13 protein-coding genes and 3 tRNA genes are annotated in these 12,759 nt (G+C 71.2%); 6 read left to right on the top strand and 10 right to left on the bottom strand.

What is annotated here, in order from left to right; all coding sequences use genetic code 11:
- Positions 1–82: 82 nt before the first annotated feature.
- Positions 83–1,309: a pyridoxal phosphate-dependent aminotransferase gene (locus tag SACTE_RS19645; RefSeq protein ID WP_014047764.1), complete on the top strand. Its 1,227-nt coding sequence runs from the start codon at positions 83–85 to the stop codon at positions 1,307–1,309.
- Positions 1,310–1,427: 118 nt separating this feature from the next.
- Positions 1,428–2,456: an adenosine deaminase gene (locus SACTE_RS19640; protein ID WP_014047763.1), complete on the top strand. Its 1,029-nt coding sequence runs from the start codon at positions 1,428–1,430 to the stop codon at positions 2,454–2,456.
- 56 nt (positions 2,457–2,512) lie between these two features.
- Here SACTE_RS19640 and SACTE_RS19635 read toward each other — a convergent pair whose 3' ends face one another.
- The 8 genes from SACTE_RS19635 to SACTE_RS19600 all read right to left on the bottom strand — a co-directional run bounded on the left by SACTE_RS19635 (position 2,513) and on the right by SACTE_RS19600 (position 7,402).
- A complete protein-coding gene (locus SACTE_RS19635; protein ID WP_014047762.1) occupies positions 2,513–3,589 on the bottom strand; it encodes a UDP-N-acetylmuramate dehydrogenase in 1,077 nt (358 codons plus the stop codon).
- Between the two features lie 43 nt (positions 3,590–3,632).
- Positions 3,633–5,063, bottom strand: a complete 1,431-nt coding sequence (locus tag SACTE_RS19630) for an MFS transporter (protein ID WP_014047761.1) — start codon at positions 5,061–5,063, stop codon at positions 3,633–3,635.
- Between the two features lie 228 nt (positions 5,064–5,291).
- Complete coding sequence (locus tag SACTE_RS19625; RefSeq protein ID WP_014047760.1) at positions 5,292–5,840, bottom strand: TetR/AcrR family transcriptional regulator; 549 nt, start codon at positions 5,838–5,840, stop codon at positions 5,292–5,294.
- 130 nt (positions 5,841–5,970) lie between these two features.
- Entirely contained in the window at positions 5,971–6,399 is a 429-nt protein-coding gene (locus SACTE_RS19620; protein WP_014047759.1) for a MaoC family dehydratase, read from the bottom strand.
- Positions 6,399–6,851 carry a MaoC family dehydratase N-terminal domain-containing protein gene (locus SACTE_RS19615; protein WP_014047758.1) on the bottom strand — a complete coding sequence of 151 codons (453 nt, stop codon included), beginning with the start codon at positions 6,849–6,851 and terminating at the stop codon, positions 6,399–6,401. Before SACTE_RS19615 ends, SACTE_RS19620 begins: the two co-directional genes overlap by 1 nt.
- 106 nt (positions 6,852–6,957) lie before the next feature.
- The gene (gene rpmG / locus SACTE_RS19610) at positions 6,958–7,122 is read right to left on the bottom strand and encodes a 50S ribosomal protein L33 (RefSeq protein WP_003956487.1); all 165 of its coding nucleotides are present in this window, start codon (positions 7,120–7,122) and stop codon (positions 6,958–6,960) included.
- A gap of 89 nt (positions 7,123–7,211) precedes the next feature.
- Positions 7,212–7,284, bottom strand: a tRNA-Met gene (locus SACTE_RS19605).
- A 45-nt stretch (positions 7,285–7,329) separates the two neighbouring features.
- Positions 7,330–7,402, bottom strand: a tRNA-Thr gene (locus SACTE_RS19600).
- Positions 7,403–7,722: 320 nt separating this feature from the next.
- Here SACTE_RS19600 and SACTE_RS19595 point away from each other — a divergent pair.
- Positions 7,723–8,970: a hydrolase gene (locus tag SACTE_RS19595; protein WP_014047757.1), complete on the top strand. Its 1,248-nt coding sequence runs from the start codon at positions 7,723–7,725 to the stop codon at positions 8,968–8,970.
- 36 nt (positions 8,971–9,006) lie between these two features.
- Positions 9,007–9,663, top strand: coding sequence for an SDR family oxidoreductase (locus tag SACTE_RS19590; RefSeq protein ID WP_014047756.1), 657 nt, complete (start codon positions 9,007–9,009; stop codon positions 9,661–9,663).
- A gap of 183 nt (positions 9,664–9,846) precedes the next feature.
- Here SACTE_RS19590 and SACTE_RS19585 read toward each other — a convergent pair.
- Both SACTE_RS19585 and SACTE_RS19580 read right to left on the bottom strand, forming a co-directional pair.
- Positions 9,847–9,928, bottom strand: a tRNA-Tyr gene (locus tag SACTE_RS19585).
- 287 nt (positions 9,929–10,215) lie between these two features.
- Positions 10,216–10,683: a MarR family winged helix-turn-helix transcriptional regulator gene (locus tag SACTE_RS19580; protein ID WP_014047755.1), complete on the bottom strand. Its 468-nt coding sequence runs from the start codon at positions 10,681–10,683 to the stop codon at positions 10,216–10,218.
- Positions 10,684–10,785: 102 nt separating this feature from the next.
- Between SACTE_RS19580 and SACTE_RS19575 the strand changes: the two genes are divergently transcribed.
- Positions 10,786–12,000: an amidohydrolase family protein gene (locus SACTE_RS19575; RefSeq protein WP_014047754.1), complete on the top strand. Its 1,215-nt coding sequence runs from the start codon at positions 10,786–10,788 to the stop codon at positions 11,998–12,000.
- A gap of 133 nt (positions 12,001–12,133) precedes the next feature.
- Positions 12,134–12,622, top strand: a complete 489-nt coding sequence (locus SACTE_RS19570; RefSeq protein WP_014047753.1) for a YajQ family cyclic di-GMP-binding protein — start codon at positions 12,134–12,136, stop codon at positions 12,620–12,622.
- Positions 12,623–12,759: the final 137 nt, after the last annotated feature.

The following is a 12,759-nucleotide window of genomic DNA, read 5'->3' as shown; positions in this document are numbered from 1 at the left end:
TCCTGTCCGGATGCTGTCCGAGTCCTGTCCGGTCCCTGAAACCCCTGTGCCGACGGTGTTTCCGGTCTGCGAGCATGGGGGCATGAGCGCTGCAACTTCTCCGTCCGAGCGCCGGGTCTCGGCCCGCATCGGTGCGATCTCCGAGTCCGCCACCCTCGCCGTCGACGCCAAGGCCAAGGCCCTCAAGGCCGCCGGACGTCCGGTGATCGGCTTCGGCGCCGGCGAGCCGGACTTCCCGACCCCCGGCTACATCGTCGACGCCGCGGTCGAGGCCTGCCGCAACCCGAAGTACCACCGCTACACCCCGGCCGGCGGGCTCCCCGAGCTCAAGGCCGCCATCGCGGAGAAGACGCTGCGCGACTCCGGCTACGAGGTCGACGCCTCCCAGATCCTGGTGACCAACGGCGGCAAGCAGGCCATCTACGAGGCCTTCGCCGCGATCCTCGACCCGGGTGACGAGGTCATCGTCCCCGCCCCGTACTGGACCACCTACCCCGAGTCGATCCGTCTCGCCGGCGGTGTGCCGGTCGAGGTGGTCGCCGACGAGACCACCGGCTACCGCGTCTCCGTCGAGCAGTTGGAGGCGGCCCGTACCGAGCGCACCAAGGTCGTCCTGTTCGTCTCCCCGTCCAACCCGACCGGCGCCGTCTACAGCGAGGCCGACAGCGAGGCGATCGGCCGCTGGGCCGTCGAGCACGGCCTGTGGGTCATGACCGACGAGATCTACGAGCACCTGGTCTACGGCGACGCGACGTTCACGTCGCTCCCGGCGGTCGTGCCCGAGCTGCGTGACAAGTGCATCGTGGTCAACGGCGTCGCCAAGACGTACGCCATGACCGGTTGGCGGGTCGGCTGGATCATCGGCCCCAAGGACGTCGTCAAGGCGGCGACCAACCTGCAGTCGCACGCCACCTCCAACGTGAGCAACGTCGCCCAGGTCGCGGCGCTGGCCGCCGTCTCCGGACCGCTGGACGCGGTCGCCGAGATGCGCACCGCCTTCGACCGCCGCCGCCGCACCATCGTGCGCATGCTCAACGAGATCGACGGCGTCGTCTGCCCCGAGCCCGAGGGCGCGTTCTACGTCTACCCGTCGGTGAAGGGGCTGCTCGGCAAGGAGATCCGCGGCAAGCGCCCGGCGGACTCCGTCGAGCTCGCGGCGCTCATCCTGGACGAGGCCGAGGTCGCCGTCGTCCCCGGTGAGGCCTTCGGCACCCCGGGTTACCTGCGGCTCTCCTACGCCCTGGGCGACGAGGACCTGGCCGAGGGTGTCTCGCGGATCCAGAAGCTGCTGGGTGAGGCCCGCGCCTGACCGGCACGGCACCGAAGCAGGCCTCCGGCTCCGGCCGGGGGCCTGTTTTTCTGTTCGAGGCGTCACTCCGGGCGGGATCCGCTACCGCGGCACCCCGGCGATGCGGCAAGATCCTTGAATGGAGCGTGACGTACGGCTGTTGCCCAAGGCCCATCTGCATCTGCACTTCACCGGGTCGATGCGGCCCACCACCCTGCTCGAACTGGCGGACAAGTACGGGGTGCGCCTGCCCGAGGCGCTGACCGGCGGCGAACCGCCCGAACTCCGGGCCACGGACGAGCGCGGCTGGTTCCGCTTCCAGCGCCTGTACGACATCGCCCGGTCCTGCCTGCGCGAGCCGGAGGACATCCGGCGGCTGGTGCGCGAGACGGCCATGGAGGACGTCGCGGACGGTTCGGGGTGGCTGGAGATCCAGGTCGACCCCACCTCGTACGCGCCCCTCCTCGGCGGGCTCATCCCGGCCATCGAGATCATCCTGGACGCCGTGGACAGCGCGTCGCGGGAGACCGGTCTGGGGATCCGCGTGGTGATCGCGGCGAACCGGATGAAGCACCCGCTGGACGCCCGGACGCTGGCACGGCTGGCCGTGCGGTACGCGGACCGGGGCGTCATCGGCTTCGGCCTCTCCAACGACGAACGCCGGGGCATGGCACGCGACTTCGACCGGGCCTTCGCCATCGCACGGGAAGGCGGTCTGCTCGCAGCCCCGCACGGCGGGGAGCTCTCGGGCCCCGCCAGCGTCCGGGACTGCCTGGACGACCTGGAGGCGTCCCGGATCGGGCACGGCGTACGGGCGGCGGAGGATCCCCGGCTGCTGAGCAGGCTCGCGGAGCGCGGGGTGACCTGCGAGGTCTGCCCGGCCTCCAACGTGGCGCTCGGGGTCTACGAGAAGCCCGCGGACGTGCCGCTGCGCACCCTGTTCGACGCGGGCGTCCCGATGGCCCTCGGGGCGGACGACCCGCTGCTCTTCGGTTCGCGGCTGGCCGCCCAGTACGACCTGGTACGTCGCCATCACGCGTTCACCGACGAGGAACTGGCCGAGCTGGCACGGCAGTCCGTACGGGGGTCGGCGGCGCCCGCCGACGTACGGGCGGACCTGCTGAGCGGGATCGAGGACTGGCTCGCGCCGACTCCTGAGAGCTCCTGAGAACTCCCGGGAACTCCTGGAGAGGGGGCGGGCGGAGCCGGTGCCCTCCCCGTCCGTCAGAGGCTGACGCCGACGGTCACCGGTTCGTTGACGAGCGTGACCCCGAAGGCCTCACGCACGCCGTCGACGACTTCCCGGGCCAGCGCCAGCAGGTCCTCGGTGGTCGCGCCGCCGCGGTTGGTGAGGGCGAGCGTGTGCTTGGTGGAGATGCGGGCGGGGCCGGTGCCGTATCCCTTGGTGAAGCCCGCCTTGTCGATGAGCCAGGCGGCGGAGGTCTTCACCCGTCCCTCGCCCGCGGGGAAGGCCGGAGGGGTGACGTCGTCGCCCAGGCGGTCCTTGACGCGGGCCAGGAAGGCGGCGTGGGCGTCGCCGTCGAGGATCGGGTTGGTGAAGAAGGACCCCGCCGACCAGGTGTCGTGGTCCTCCGGGTCGAGCACCATGCCCTTGTTCGCCCGCAGACGCAGGACGGTCGCGCGGGCCTCTGCGGCGGGCACCCGGTCGCCCTGCTCGACGCCCATGGCGCGGGCCGTCTCCGGGTACCGCAGCGGTGCGGAGAGCCCGCCCGCGTCCTCCAGGGCGAAGCGCACGCGCAGCACCACGAAGCGGTCGGGCTCCGCCTTGAAGCGGCTGTGGCGGTAGGAGAACGCGCACGCCTCGTTGGGGATCGTGACGGTCTCGCCCGCCTGCCGGTCGTAGGCGACGACCTCGGTGACGACCGAGGCCACCTCCTGGCCGTACGCGCCGACGTTCTGGATCGGGGTGGCACCTGCGGAGCCGGGGATCCCGGCGAGGCACTCGATGCCCGCCAGACCCGCCTCGACCGTGCGGGCCACGGCGTCGCTCCAGACCTCGCCGGCGGCGAGTTCGAGCGTCGTCCCGGTGAGCGTGAAGCCCTTGGTCGCGATGCGCAGGGCGGTCCCGTCGAAGCCCTTGTCGCCGATGACCAGGTTGGAGCCGCCGCCGATGACCAGCAGCGGGGTGCCGCTGCCGTCGGCTTCGCGTACGGCGGTGATCACCTCGTCGTCCGTGGTGGCGGTCAGCAGGCGGCCTGCGGGACCGCCGAGCCGGAAGGTGGTCAGGGGGGCGAGGGGGGCGTCATGGAGTTCCTGCACGGGGACAAGAGTACGGTCCACGGCCCGGGTCGGGGCCGTGGACCGTGTGCGTCCGGGTGGCGGGTCAGGCCGCGGCGGTGACCTTCTCGGAGGCCCGCTCGGGCACGGGGCCCCGCGCCGCACGGCGGCCCGGGATGAGCAGGGCCACGCACGCGGCGAGCGCGACCACGCCGGCGCCTATCCAGACGGCGGGCACGGTGCCGTCCGTGAAGGACCGGGCGGACCCGTAACCGCCGCGTGCGGAGAAGACGGAGGCGAGTACGGCGACGCCCAGCGCCCCGCCGACCTCCCGCAGGGCGTTGTTGGCCCCGGAGGCGATGCCCTGTTCGCCCGGCCGGACGCTGGACATCACCAGGCTGGCGGCGGGCGCGAAGTAGAGGGCCATGCCGATGCCGCCGACGATCAGCCCGGGCAGCTGCGCGGCGTACCCGACGCCAGGTTCCAGGACCGCGGCGAAGAGGCCGAGGCCCACCGCCTGGAGGGCGAGGCCGGCCACCACCACGGGACGGCCGCCGAACCGGTCGGAGAGATATCCGGCGACGGGTGCCACCAGCATCGGCATCCCGGTCCAGGGCAGCATGCGCAGGCCCGCCTCGGTGGGCGAGTAGCCCAGCGCGCTCTGGAGGAACTGGCTGAGCAGGAAGATCGAGCCGAACATGCCGAGGAACATCAGCAGGCTGGCGATGTTGATACCGAAGAAGGCGCGGTCACGGAAGAGCCGCATCGGCAGGACCGGGTTCGCGGCGCGGAAGCCATGGCGGACGAAGACGCCGAGGAGGGCCGTTCCGGCTGTCAGCCCGGTCAGTACACCGGGGCTGGTCCAGCCGTCGCCCGTGGCGCTGACCAGGGCGTAGACGATGCCGAAGAGGCCCGCGCTGATCAGGACCGTGCCGGGGATGTCGAGGCGGGCCTCGGGGGCGTACGACTCCGCCAGCCGGAGTCGCGCCAGGGGCAGCAGGACCAGGCCGATCGGCACGTTCAGCCAGAAGATCCACTGCCAGGAGAGGTGTTCGGTGAGGCTGCCGCCGATCAGTGGACCGCTGGCGACCGCGAGGCCGGTGATCGCGCTGAAGATGCCGAGGGCCGTACCGCGCCGGGCGGGCGGGACGGCGGCGGTGAGCAGGGTGAGGGTGAGCGGCATCATGACCGCGGCCCCGACGCCCTGGACCGCGCGGAAGGCGATGAGTTCACCGATGCCCGGCGAGAGGGCCGCCGCGGCGGAGGCCGCGGTGAAGACCGTCAGACCGGCCAGGAAGAGCCGACGCCTGCCGAAACGGTCCCCGAGCGCGGCGCCCGTCATCAGCAGGACCGCGAAGGTGAGGGTGTAGGCGTTCACCGTCCATTCGAGCTCCTCCAGTTCGCCGCCGAGGCTTTCGCGGATGGAGGGCAGGGCGGTGGTGACGACGAGGTTGTCGAGTGCCGCCATGAATCCGGCGATGCTCGTCAGGACCAGGGCCCAGACCGCTCCTCTGCGGCTGGACGGTTGCTGCTCCATCGTTCCCCCTGTGGGTTAGTAATTGATGACTAACTTTCATGGACAGAAAAACGGGCCGATCCCGACCCCGGAGCGACGGCCCGCCACCGGCCCGGCCGACACACCTGGCGCCGGCCGACCGACACTCCTGGCGCCGACCCGACCGACGCCCTTGACACCGGCCCGGCGTCACCCGACCGACGGTCCGGCCTCACCCGACCGACAACCCGTCCGGTGGTCCGGCGCCGCTCAGCTGACCGGCCTGGCCGAGAGGTAGAAGCCGGACCACACGCGATGTCCGGCCGGAAAGCCCAGCGACGCCAGGGTGTTGGCGAGCATGCCGTAGGCCAGGAACGTGGTGGTCTCGTCCACGTCCGCACCCAGGACGAGGTGGACGTCCTCCCACATCCGCAGCCAGCCGGCCCGCAGCCGCTCGCCGAACTCGGTGTCCCCGTCGACCTCGGCCACCGCCGTGGCCGCGTACATCTGCATCTGCATCTGGAACATGTCGGGTTCGTCGATGACGTACCGCTGATAGGCCGCCGCCATGGCGTGCAGCGCTTCCTCGCCCTCCAGCCCTTCGGAGGCACGGGCGAACACCCCCCGGGTGTCCTCCAGGCAGCGTTCGGCCGCCGCCAGGAAGAGGGCCTGCTTGTTGGGGAACAGCCGGAAGAGATAGGGCTGCGACACACCGACACGCCGGGCGATCGACTCCGTCGACGTGCCCTTGTAGCCGCCCCGGGCGAACTCGGTGACCGCTGCCCGTACGGCGCTCTCACGCCGCTCCTCCGCACTCATCCTTGCCATGGAGAGAAAGTTATTGCTCAATCACTAACTATGTCAAGCAGCTGTCGGCGGGTACGCCGGAGGGGCGCCACCAGGGCGCCCCTCCGCACGGTCACCGGCACGGCCGGCGGGTCCGTGGCCGTCAGGCCAGCCGGACCACGGCGCGGGACATGCCCAGCACCTTCTTGCCGTCGCTCATCGCGACCAGGTCCACCCGGACCAGGTTGTCGTCCAGCTTGGCCGCGACCTTGCCGCTGACCTCGACCGTGGCGCCCGTCTCGTCGTCCGGCACGACCACCGGCTTGGTGAACCGCACGCCGTACTCGACGACCGCCCCCGGGTCGCCCACCCAGTCGGTGACCACCCGGATCGCCTCGGCCATCGTGAACATGCCGTGCGCGATCACGTCCGGCAGTCCGACCTCGCGGGCGAACCGCTCGTTCCAGTGGATCGGGTTGAAGTCGCCCGAGGCACCGGCGTACTGCACCAGCGACGCCCGGGTCACCGGGAAGGACCGCGCCGGCAGTTCCGTGCCGACCTCGACCGACTCGTAAGCCTTGCTCGCCGTCATCACGCCTCCTCGGCGGCGCGCGCCACCAGCTTCGTCCACGCGGTCACCACGTGCTCGCCCGACTCGTCGTGCACCTCGCCGCGGACGTCCACGATGTCGTTGCCCGCCAGCGACTTGATGGTCTCGATCGTCGAGGTGACCGTGAGCCGGTCCCCCGCCCGCACCGGACGCGTGTACGCGAACTTCTGGTCGCCGTGCACCACACGGCTGTAGTCCAGGCCCAGTTGCGGGTCCCGGACGACCTGGCCCGCGGCCTTGAAGGTGATGGAGAACACGAATGTGGGCGGGGCGATCACATCGGGATACCCGAGAGCCTTGGCTGCCTCAGGCTCCACGTACGCGGGATTGGCGTCACCCACCGCCTCCGCGAACTCCCGGATCTTCTCCCGGCCGACCTCGTACGCCGGGGTGGGCGGATAGGTCCGCCCCACGAAGGACTGGTCGAGCGCCATGAGCCCGCTACCTCCTGATGAAAAAAGTGGAACAAAGGCGAGGAACAAACCAATACAACGACACGAGGCCGCCCCCAGTGGGGACGGCCTCGTGTACGAGCCTGTTTCAGCGCGTTTCGCGGTGCGCAGTGTGCGAGTTGCAGCGCGGGCAGTGCTTCTTCATCTCAAGACGGTCCGGGTTGTTACGCCGGTTCTTCTTGGTGATGTAGTTCCGCTCCTTGCACTCCACGCAGGCCAGCGTGATCTTCGGGCGGACGTCGGTGGCAGCCACGTGAGTGCTCCTTGGACGGACGGTGGACGGATGAACGCAAAAAAAGAGTAGCCGATCGAAGGACCGACCCCGCAATCGGCTACCGAGAGTAGCGGTGACCGGACTTGAACCGGTGACACAGCGATTATGAGCCGCTTGCTCTACCGACTGAGCTACACCGCTTTGATGACGAGTTTCCCCGCCGAAGCGGGGTCCCTCGATCACCAGAGCCCCAATGCGGAATCGAACCGCAGACCTTCTCCTTACCATGGAGACGCTCTACCGACTGAGCTATTGGGGCGAGCGAGGAAGACATTACACGGTCTGTCGCCGATCGCCCAAATCCGTTTCCACCGCTCCTGTCCGTCCCGGGACGGACCCCGGGACCCCGCCCGGCACCCATGGGCGATCCGGCCCCTGATCAGGACTTGATCGCTTCACGCGCCCTCCTGCGGTGACGTCCGGGCGCTCATGGAAACCGCTCCGGGGCGCCGCTTCCATGAGGCCGCACTCGTACGACTATTCCGCTCCTCCTCAGGACGAACCGGGCACCGTCCTAGGCTCGGCCGCACTCCGCGTGATCTTGCACTCCGCGATCCCGCCTTCCCCACCAGGAGCGCGATGCCCGACAGCCGACCGCGGCGGCCCGACGACGGCACGGCCGGACCCGGGCCGGCCGCCCTCCTGCTCAGCGGCGTCCGGCTCGCCGACGGGCGGACCGCCGACGTCAGGATCGACGGGCGGCGCATCGAGGCGGTGGCCGATGCGGGCAGCCTCGCCACCCGGGGCACCCGCCTGGACCTGCGCGGCTATCTCCTGCTGCCGGCCCCCGCCGAGCCGCATGCCCACAGCGACACCGCGCTCACGGCCGCCCCCGAGTACGCGGACGCGCACGCCGGTGACCTCCGGCGCCGCGCCACCGAGGCCGCTCTCCTCCAGCTCAGCCACGGGGCCACCGCGCTCCGCGCCCAGGTACGCGTCTCCGAGGCCACCGGTCTCGCGTCCCTCGAAGCGGTGCTGGAGGCCGCCCGCTCACTCCGCGGGCTCACCGAGGTGACCACCGTGGCCGTTCCCGGACCGCTCACCGGCCTCGCGGGAGCCGACGGGCTCGCCCTCCTCCGCGACGCCGTGGACCTGGGCGCCGACGTGGTCGGTGGCCGCCTCGACCTCGACCCCGATCCGGCCCGCCACACCGAGGCCGTACTGGAGCTCGCCGCCGGCCGCGGCCGCCCCGTCGACCTGCACACGGACGCGGAGGACCCGGGGGTCCTGGTCCGGATCGCCGCGATGGCCGGCGGGCACCACCCCGGGGTCCTGCTCAGCCCCTGCGCGGGCCTCGCCCGGCTCCCCCTGGACGTGGCCTCCCGGGTGGCCGATCGGCTCGCCGCCGCCGCGGTGTCGGTGGTCTGCCTCCCCCAGGGCGGCTGCGCGGCCTCCCGGCTCCGGGGCACGCCACCTGTACGCCTGCTGCGCGCCGCCGGCGTACGCCTCGCGGCGGGGGGCGGCGCCCTGCGTGACGCCGCCAACCCGGTCGGCCGGGGGGACCCGCTGGAGGCCGCGTACCTCTTGGCCGCGCAGCACGGCCTGGGAGCCGTGGCCGCCTACGAGGCCGTCTCCACGTCCGCCAGGGCCGCCATGGGCCTGCCCGAGGTCCGCGTCGAGGCTGGGAGCCCCGCGGAGCTGCTGGCCGTACGCGGCGGCGACCTCCCCGGGGCGCTCTCCCTGGCGTACAGCCGCATCGTGGTGCATCGCGGCCGAGTGGTCGCCCGGACCAGTGCCGTACGCGAGTACTGCGACTCCGGGACCACCGCCGCCCTGGACCTTCCGCGGCAGGGGCGTCCCGATCCAGGCCCCGGCGGCGGGCCTTGAGCGCGGGCGCGCGCACCCCGGCGTACGGTCGGGAACATGCGCATTGTCATTGCAGGTGGACACGGACAGATCGCGTTGCGGCTGGAGCGGTTGCTCGCCGCGCGCGGTGACGAAGCGGTGGGCGTCATCCGCAACCCGAAGCAGAGCGACGACCTCCGGGAGGTGGGGGCCGAGCCGTTGGTCCTCGACCTCGAATCGGCCGGCGTCGAGGAGGTCGCGGACGCGCTGCGGGGCGCGGACGCGGTGGTCTTCGCGGCGGGCGCGGGCCCGAACAGCGGCGCGGAACGCAAGGACACGGTGGACCGGGGCGCGGCGGTGCTCTTCGCGGACGCCGCGGAGCGCGCGGGCGTACGCCGCTACGTCGTCGTCTCCTCCATGGGCGCCGACCCCGATCACACGGGCGACGAGGTCTTCGACATCTACCAGCGCGCCAAGGGCGAGGCGGACGCGTACGTGCGCTCCAGGGCGGACCTGGACTGGACGATCCTGCGCCCCGGGATGCTGACGAACGACGCCGGCACCGGCCAGGTCCAGTTGGCGGTCTCGACGGGCCGGGGCCCGATCCCGCGTGACGACGTGGCGGCGATCCTGCTGGAGCTGCTGGACACCCCGGCGACGGCGGGGCTGACGCTGGAGGCCATCAGCGGAAGCAAGCCGGTGTCGGTCGCGGTCCACGACATCGCGGGGAACTGAACTCTTTCCGCCCACGCGGGAGGGAGCCCCCGTCCGGTCTGACCGGACGGGGGCTCCCTCACGGCGCGGCGGCGTTCGGGGGCGGGGAGCGGTGAGCGATGAGCTGAGCGCGTGCGGTGCGCGCACACGCGAAAACCCCGTCCGACCTGCCGTGAAGCAGATCGGACGGGGTTTCCCGTCCTGTGGCGGCGCCAGGGTTCGAACCTGGGTAGGCTGAGCCGGCAGATTTACAGTCTGCTCCCTTTGGCCACTCGGGCACACCGCCTGGAACGACGCGTCGGAGTCCTGTTCGAGGGCTCCTTGGCGACGACGTAAACGATACCTGATGCCCAGGGGTGCTCCGCCACCTGATTGATCAGTGCGTGGTGGGGGCGGGGTGGCCGAGGGCCGTCTCTCCCTCCCCGGCGGATCAGCGCGCGGCGTCAGGCGCGGTAGGCGCCGCGGGGCGGAGGGGCGTTCGCGTACCGCGTTGCCGCCACCTGACGTCAGACGCCGAAGGGCTGGAGTGATCGGCTCCCGGAACTCCCACCCTGTTCACGGGTGAGTGTCCGTTCAATCGCGGCCAGCGGCCTGTTTCCTGGACCAGGCGGTGGCGTCGGCTCCGTATCGAGTCAGGAGCCGGGCGAACTGGATCCGCTCCTCCGGTGACCAGGCGACGGTGATCTCCAGGAACGCTTCTCGCTGTTCGACGGCGAAGCGGTTGCGTTCGGCCTCGCCCTGCTCGGTGAGTTCGAGCACGGTGCGGCGTCCGTCGGACTGGGATGCCGCTCGCCGCAGCAGCCCGTCCGCTATGTAGGCGGCGACGGTCCGGCTGGCCACCGGTTGCGCGACGCCCATCTCGGCGGCAAGCCTGCCGACGGTCGTCTCGCCCGGCGCGTCGGCGATGACGTTGAGCACGAGGTTGCGGGAGAGGTCCTTGCCCGATGCCGGTGCGCGTCGCCGCAGACGGGACAGCGCCGGGCCGATCTGATCCAGCGCCCGGTCGTCGGGAGCCTGCTCGGAGGAGGACGTGCTGCTCATGCGCCGAGTCTAGGCCCGACCGGCACATTTGCATACCCTTCGATAAGTGCATAGCGTTAGGTATGTAAATCCTGAACGAGCTAGGAAATGAGGCGGCCCGCCATGGCGCTCACCGCGATCACCAACGCGCAGGTCTTCGACGGGGAAAAGGCGGTCGGCGTGCGGACCGTGGTCATCGACGGCGGGAGGATCGCCCGCGTCGGTGGCGACGCTCCCGAGGGCAGCGAGATCGTCGACGGCAGCGGCGCCACACTGCTGCCGGGACTCATCGACGCCCACGTCCACTCCGCCCCGGGCTCACTGGCGCTCGCACTGCGGTTCGGGGTGACGACCGAACTGGAGATGCAGGGGATGAACACCCGGGAGAACCGGGGGGCCATCACCGACGACGACGCACAGGCTGACGTGCGCTCCTCCGGTTTCGCGATCACACCGCCGGGCGGCCACCCGAGCGAGCTGATGCCCGAAGGGTTCCGGCCCAAGTGGGACCTTCCCCCGGTGATGCCCCTGATGCCGTTCTCCACCACACCCGAGGAGGCCGCCGCCTTCGTGCCGCAGCTCCTCGCCCGGGGATCCGACTTCATCAAGTTCATGATCGACGACGGCAGCGTGGAGGGACACCCCGGGCTGCCCGCGCTCGACCAGGCCACCGTGCGCGCCGGTGTCGCCGAAGCCAAGAAGTACGGCGCCCTGACCGTGGCCCACGCGCTGACCGTGGAGGCCACCCGGACGGCCGTCGAAGCCGGCATCGACGGCGTGACCCACGTGTTCATGGACCAGCCGCACACCGCCGAGATCATCAGCCTGATCAAGAACGCGGGCATGTTCGTCATCCCCTGCATCACTCTCAACGCCTCGATGATGGGAATCACCGGCAGCGAACTCGCCGACGACCCCCGGGTCGCCGCACGCCTGGACGCCGACTGGGACCGGACCCTGCGCTCCAGCTACGACCGCTACCCGCAGGGCGAGCTCCACGACGTGTTCGCCACCGTGCGCGCGCTGGACGCCGCCGGTGTCGACGTGCTGGCCGGCACCGATGTCTCCATGCCCGAGAGGTTCTTCGGAGGCCTGGCACACGGAGCGAGCCTGCACCACGAACTGCAGTACCTGGTGGCGGCCGGCCTCACCCCCGCACGGGCCCTGCGCGCGGCCACGGCGACCACGGCCCGCCGCTTCCGGCTCAGCGACCGGGGCCGCGTCGCCGAGGGCCTCCGCGCCGACCTCCTGCTGGTCGACGGCGACCCGACCAGCAACATCAGCGACACCCTCAACACTCGTGCCGTCTGGCGCCGCGGAACCCGCCTGGCGGCATGACCGCGGTCCCTCCTCTTCGAGGCGGCCACGCGGCGAGGTGCCGGAGCTGTCGTCGCGCGCCCGCCGGGGAGGAAGGGACAGCCCTTAGGCTTTGTGCCGTACCCAACGCATACGACGCAAGGAGCCACACGTCATGGCCGACTCCAGTTTCGACATCGTCTCGAAGGTCGAGCGGCAGGAGGTCGACAACGCCCTCAACCAGGCCGCCAAGGAGATCTCCCAGCGCTACGACTTCAAGGGCACGGGCGCCTCGATCTCGTGGTCCGGCGAGAAGATCCTCATGGAGGCCAACGGCGAGGAGCGGGTCAAGGCGATCCTCGACATCTTCCAGTCCAAGCTGATCAAGCGCGGGATCTCCCTGAAGTCGCTGGACGCGGGCGAGCCCCAGCTGTCCGGCAAGGAGTACAAGATCTTCGCCACGATCGAGGAGGGCATCTCCCAGGAGAACGCCAAGAAGGTGGCGAAGATCATCCGCGACGAGGGCCCGAAGGGCGTCAAGGCTCAGGTCCAGGGCGAGGAGCTGCGGGTCAGCTCGAAGAGCCGGGACGACCTGCAGGCCGTGCAGACGCTGCTCAAGGAGAAGGACCTGGACTTCGCGGTGCAGTTCGTCAACTACCGGTAGGTGGTCCCGCTGCCGTGTGCAGCGGGTGACGGGCGGGGCGGGGTGTGCCGGTGGCGCGCCCCGCCCCGCCTTCGTGCGCGATGTCCGAATTCCGCCGGTCGCGCGGCGGGGCGGGCCGCAGACTCGTACGTACGGGG

The organism is Streptomyces sp. SirexAA-E, assembly GCF_000177195.2.
Lineage (GTDB): Bacteria > Actinomycetota > Actinomycetes > Streptomycetales > Streptomycetaceae > Streptomyces > Streptomyces flavovirens.
Note: the sequence above shows the minus strand (reverse complement) of the source record. Positions and strands in the feature narration are given on the sequence as shown.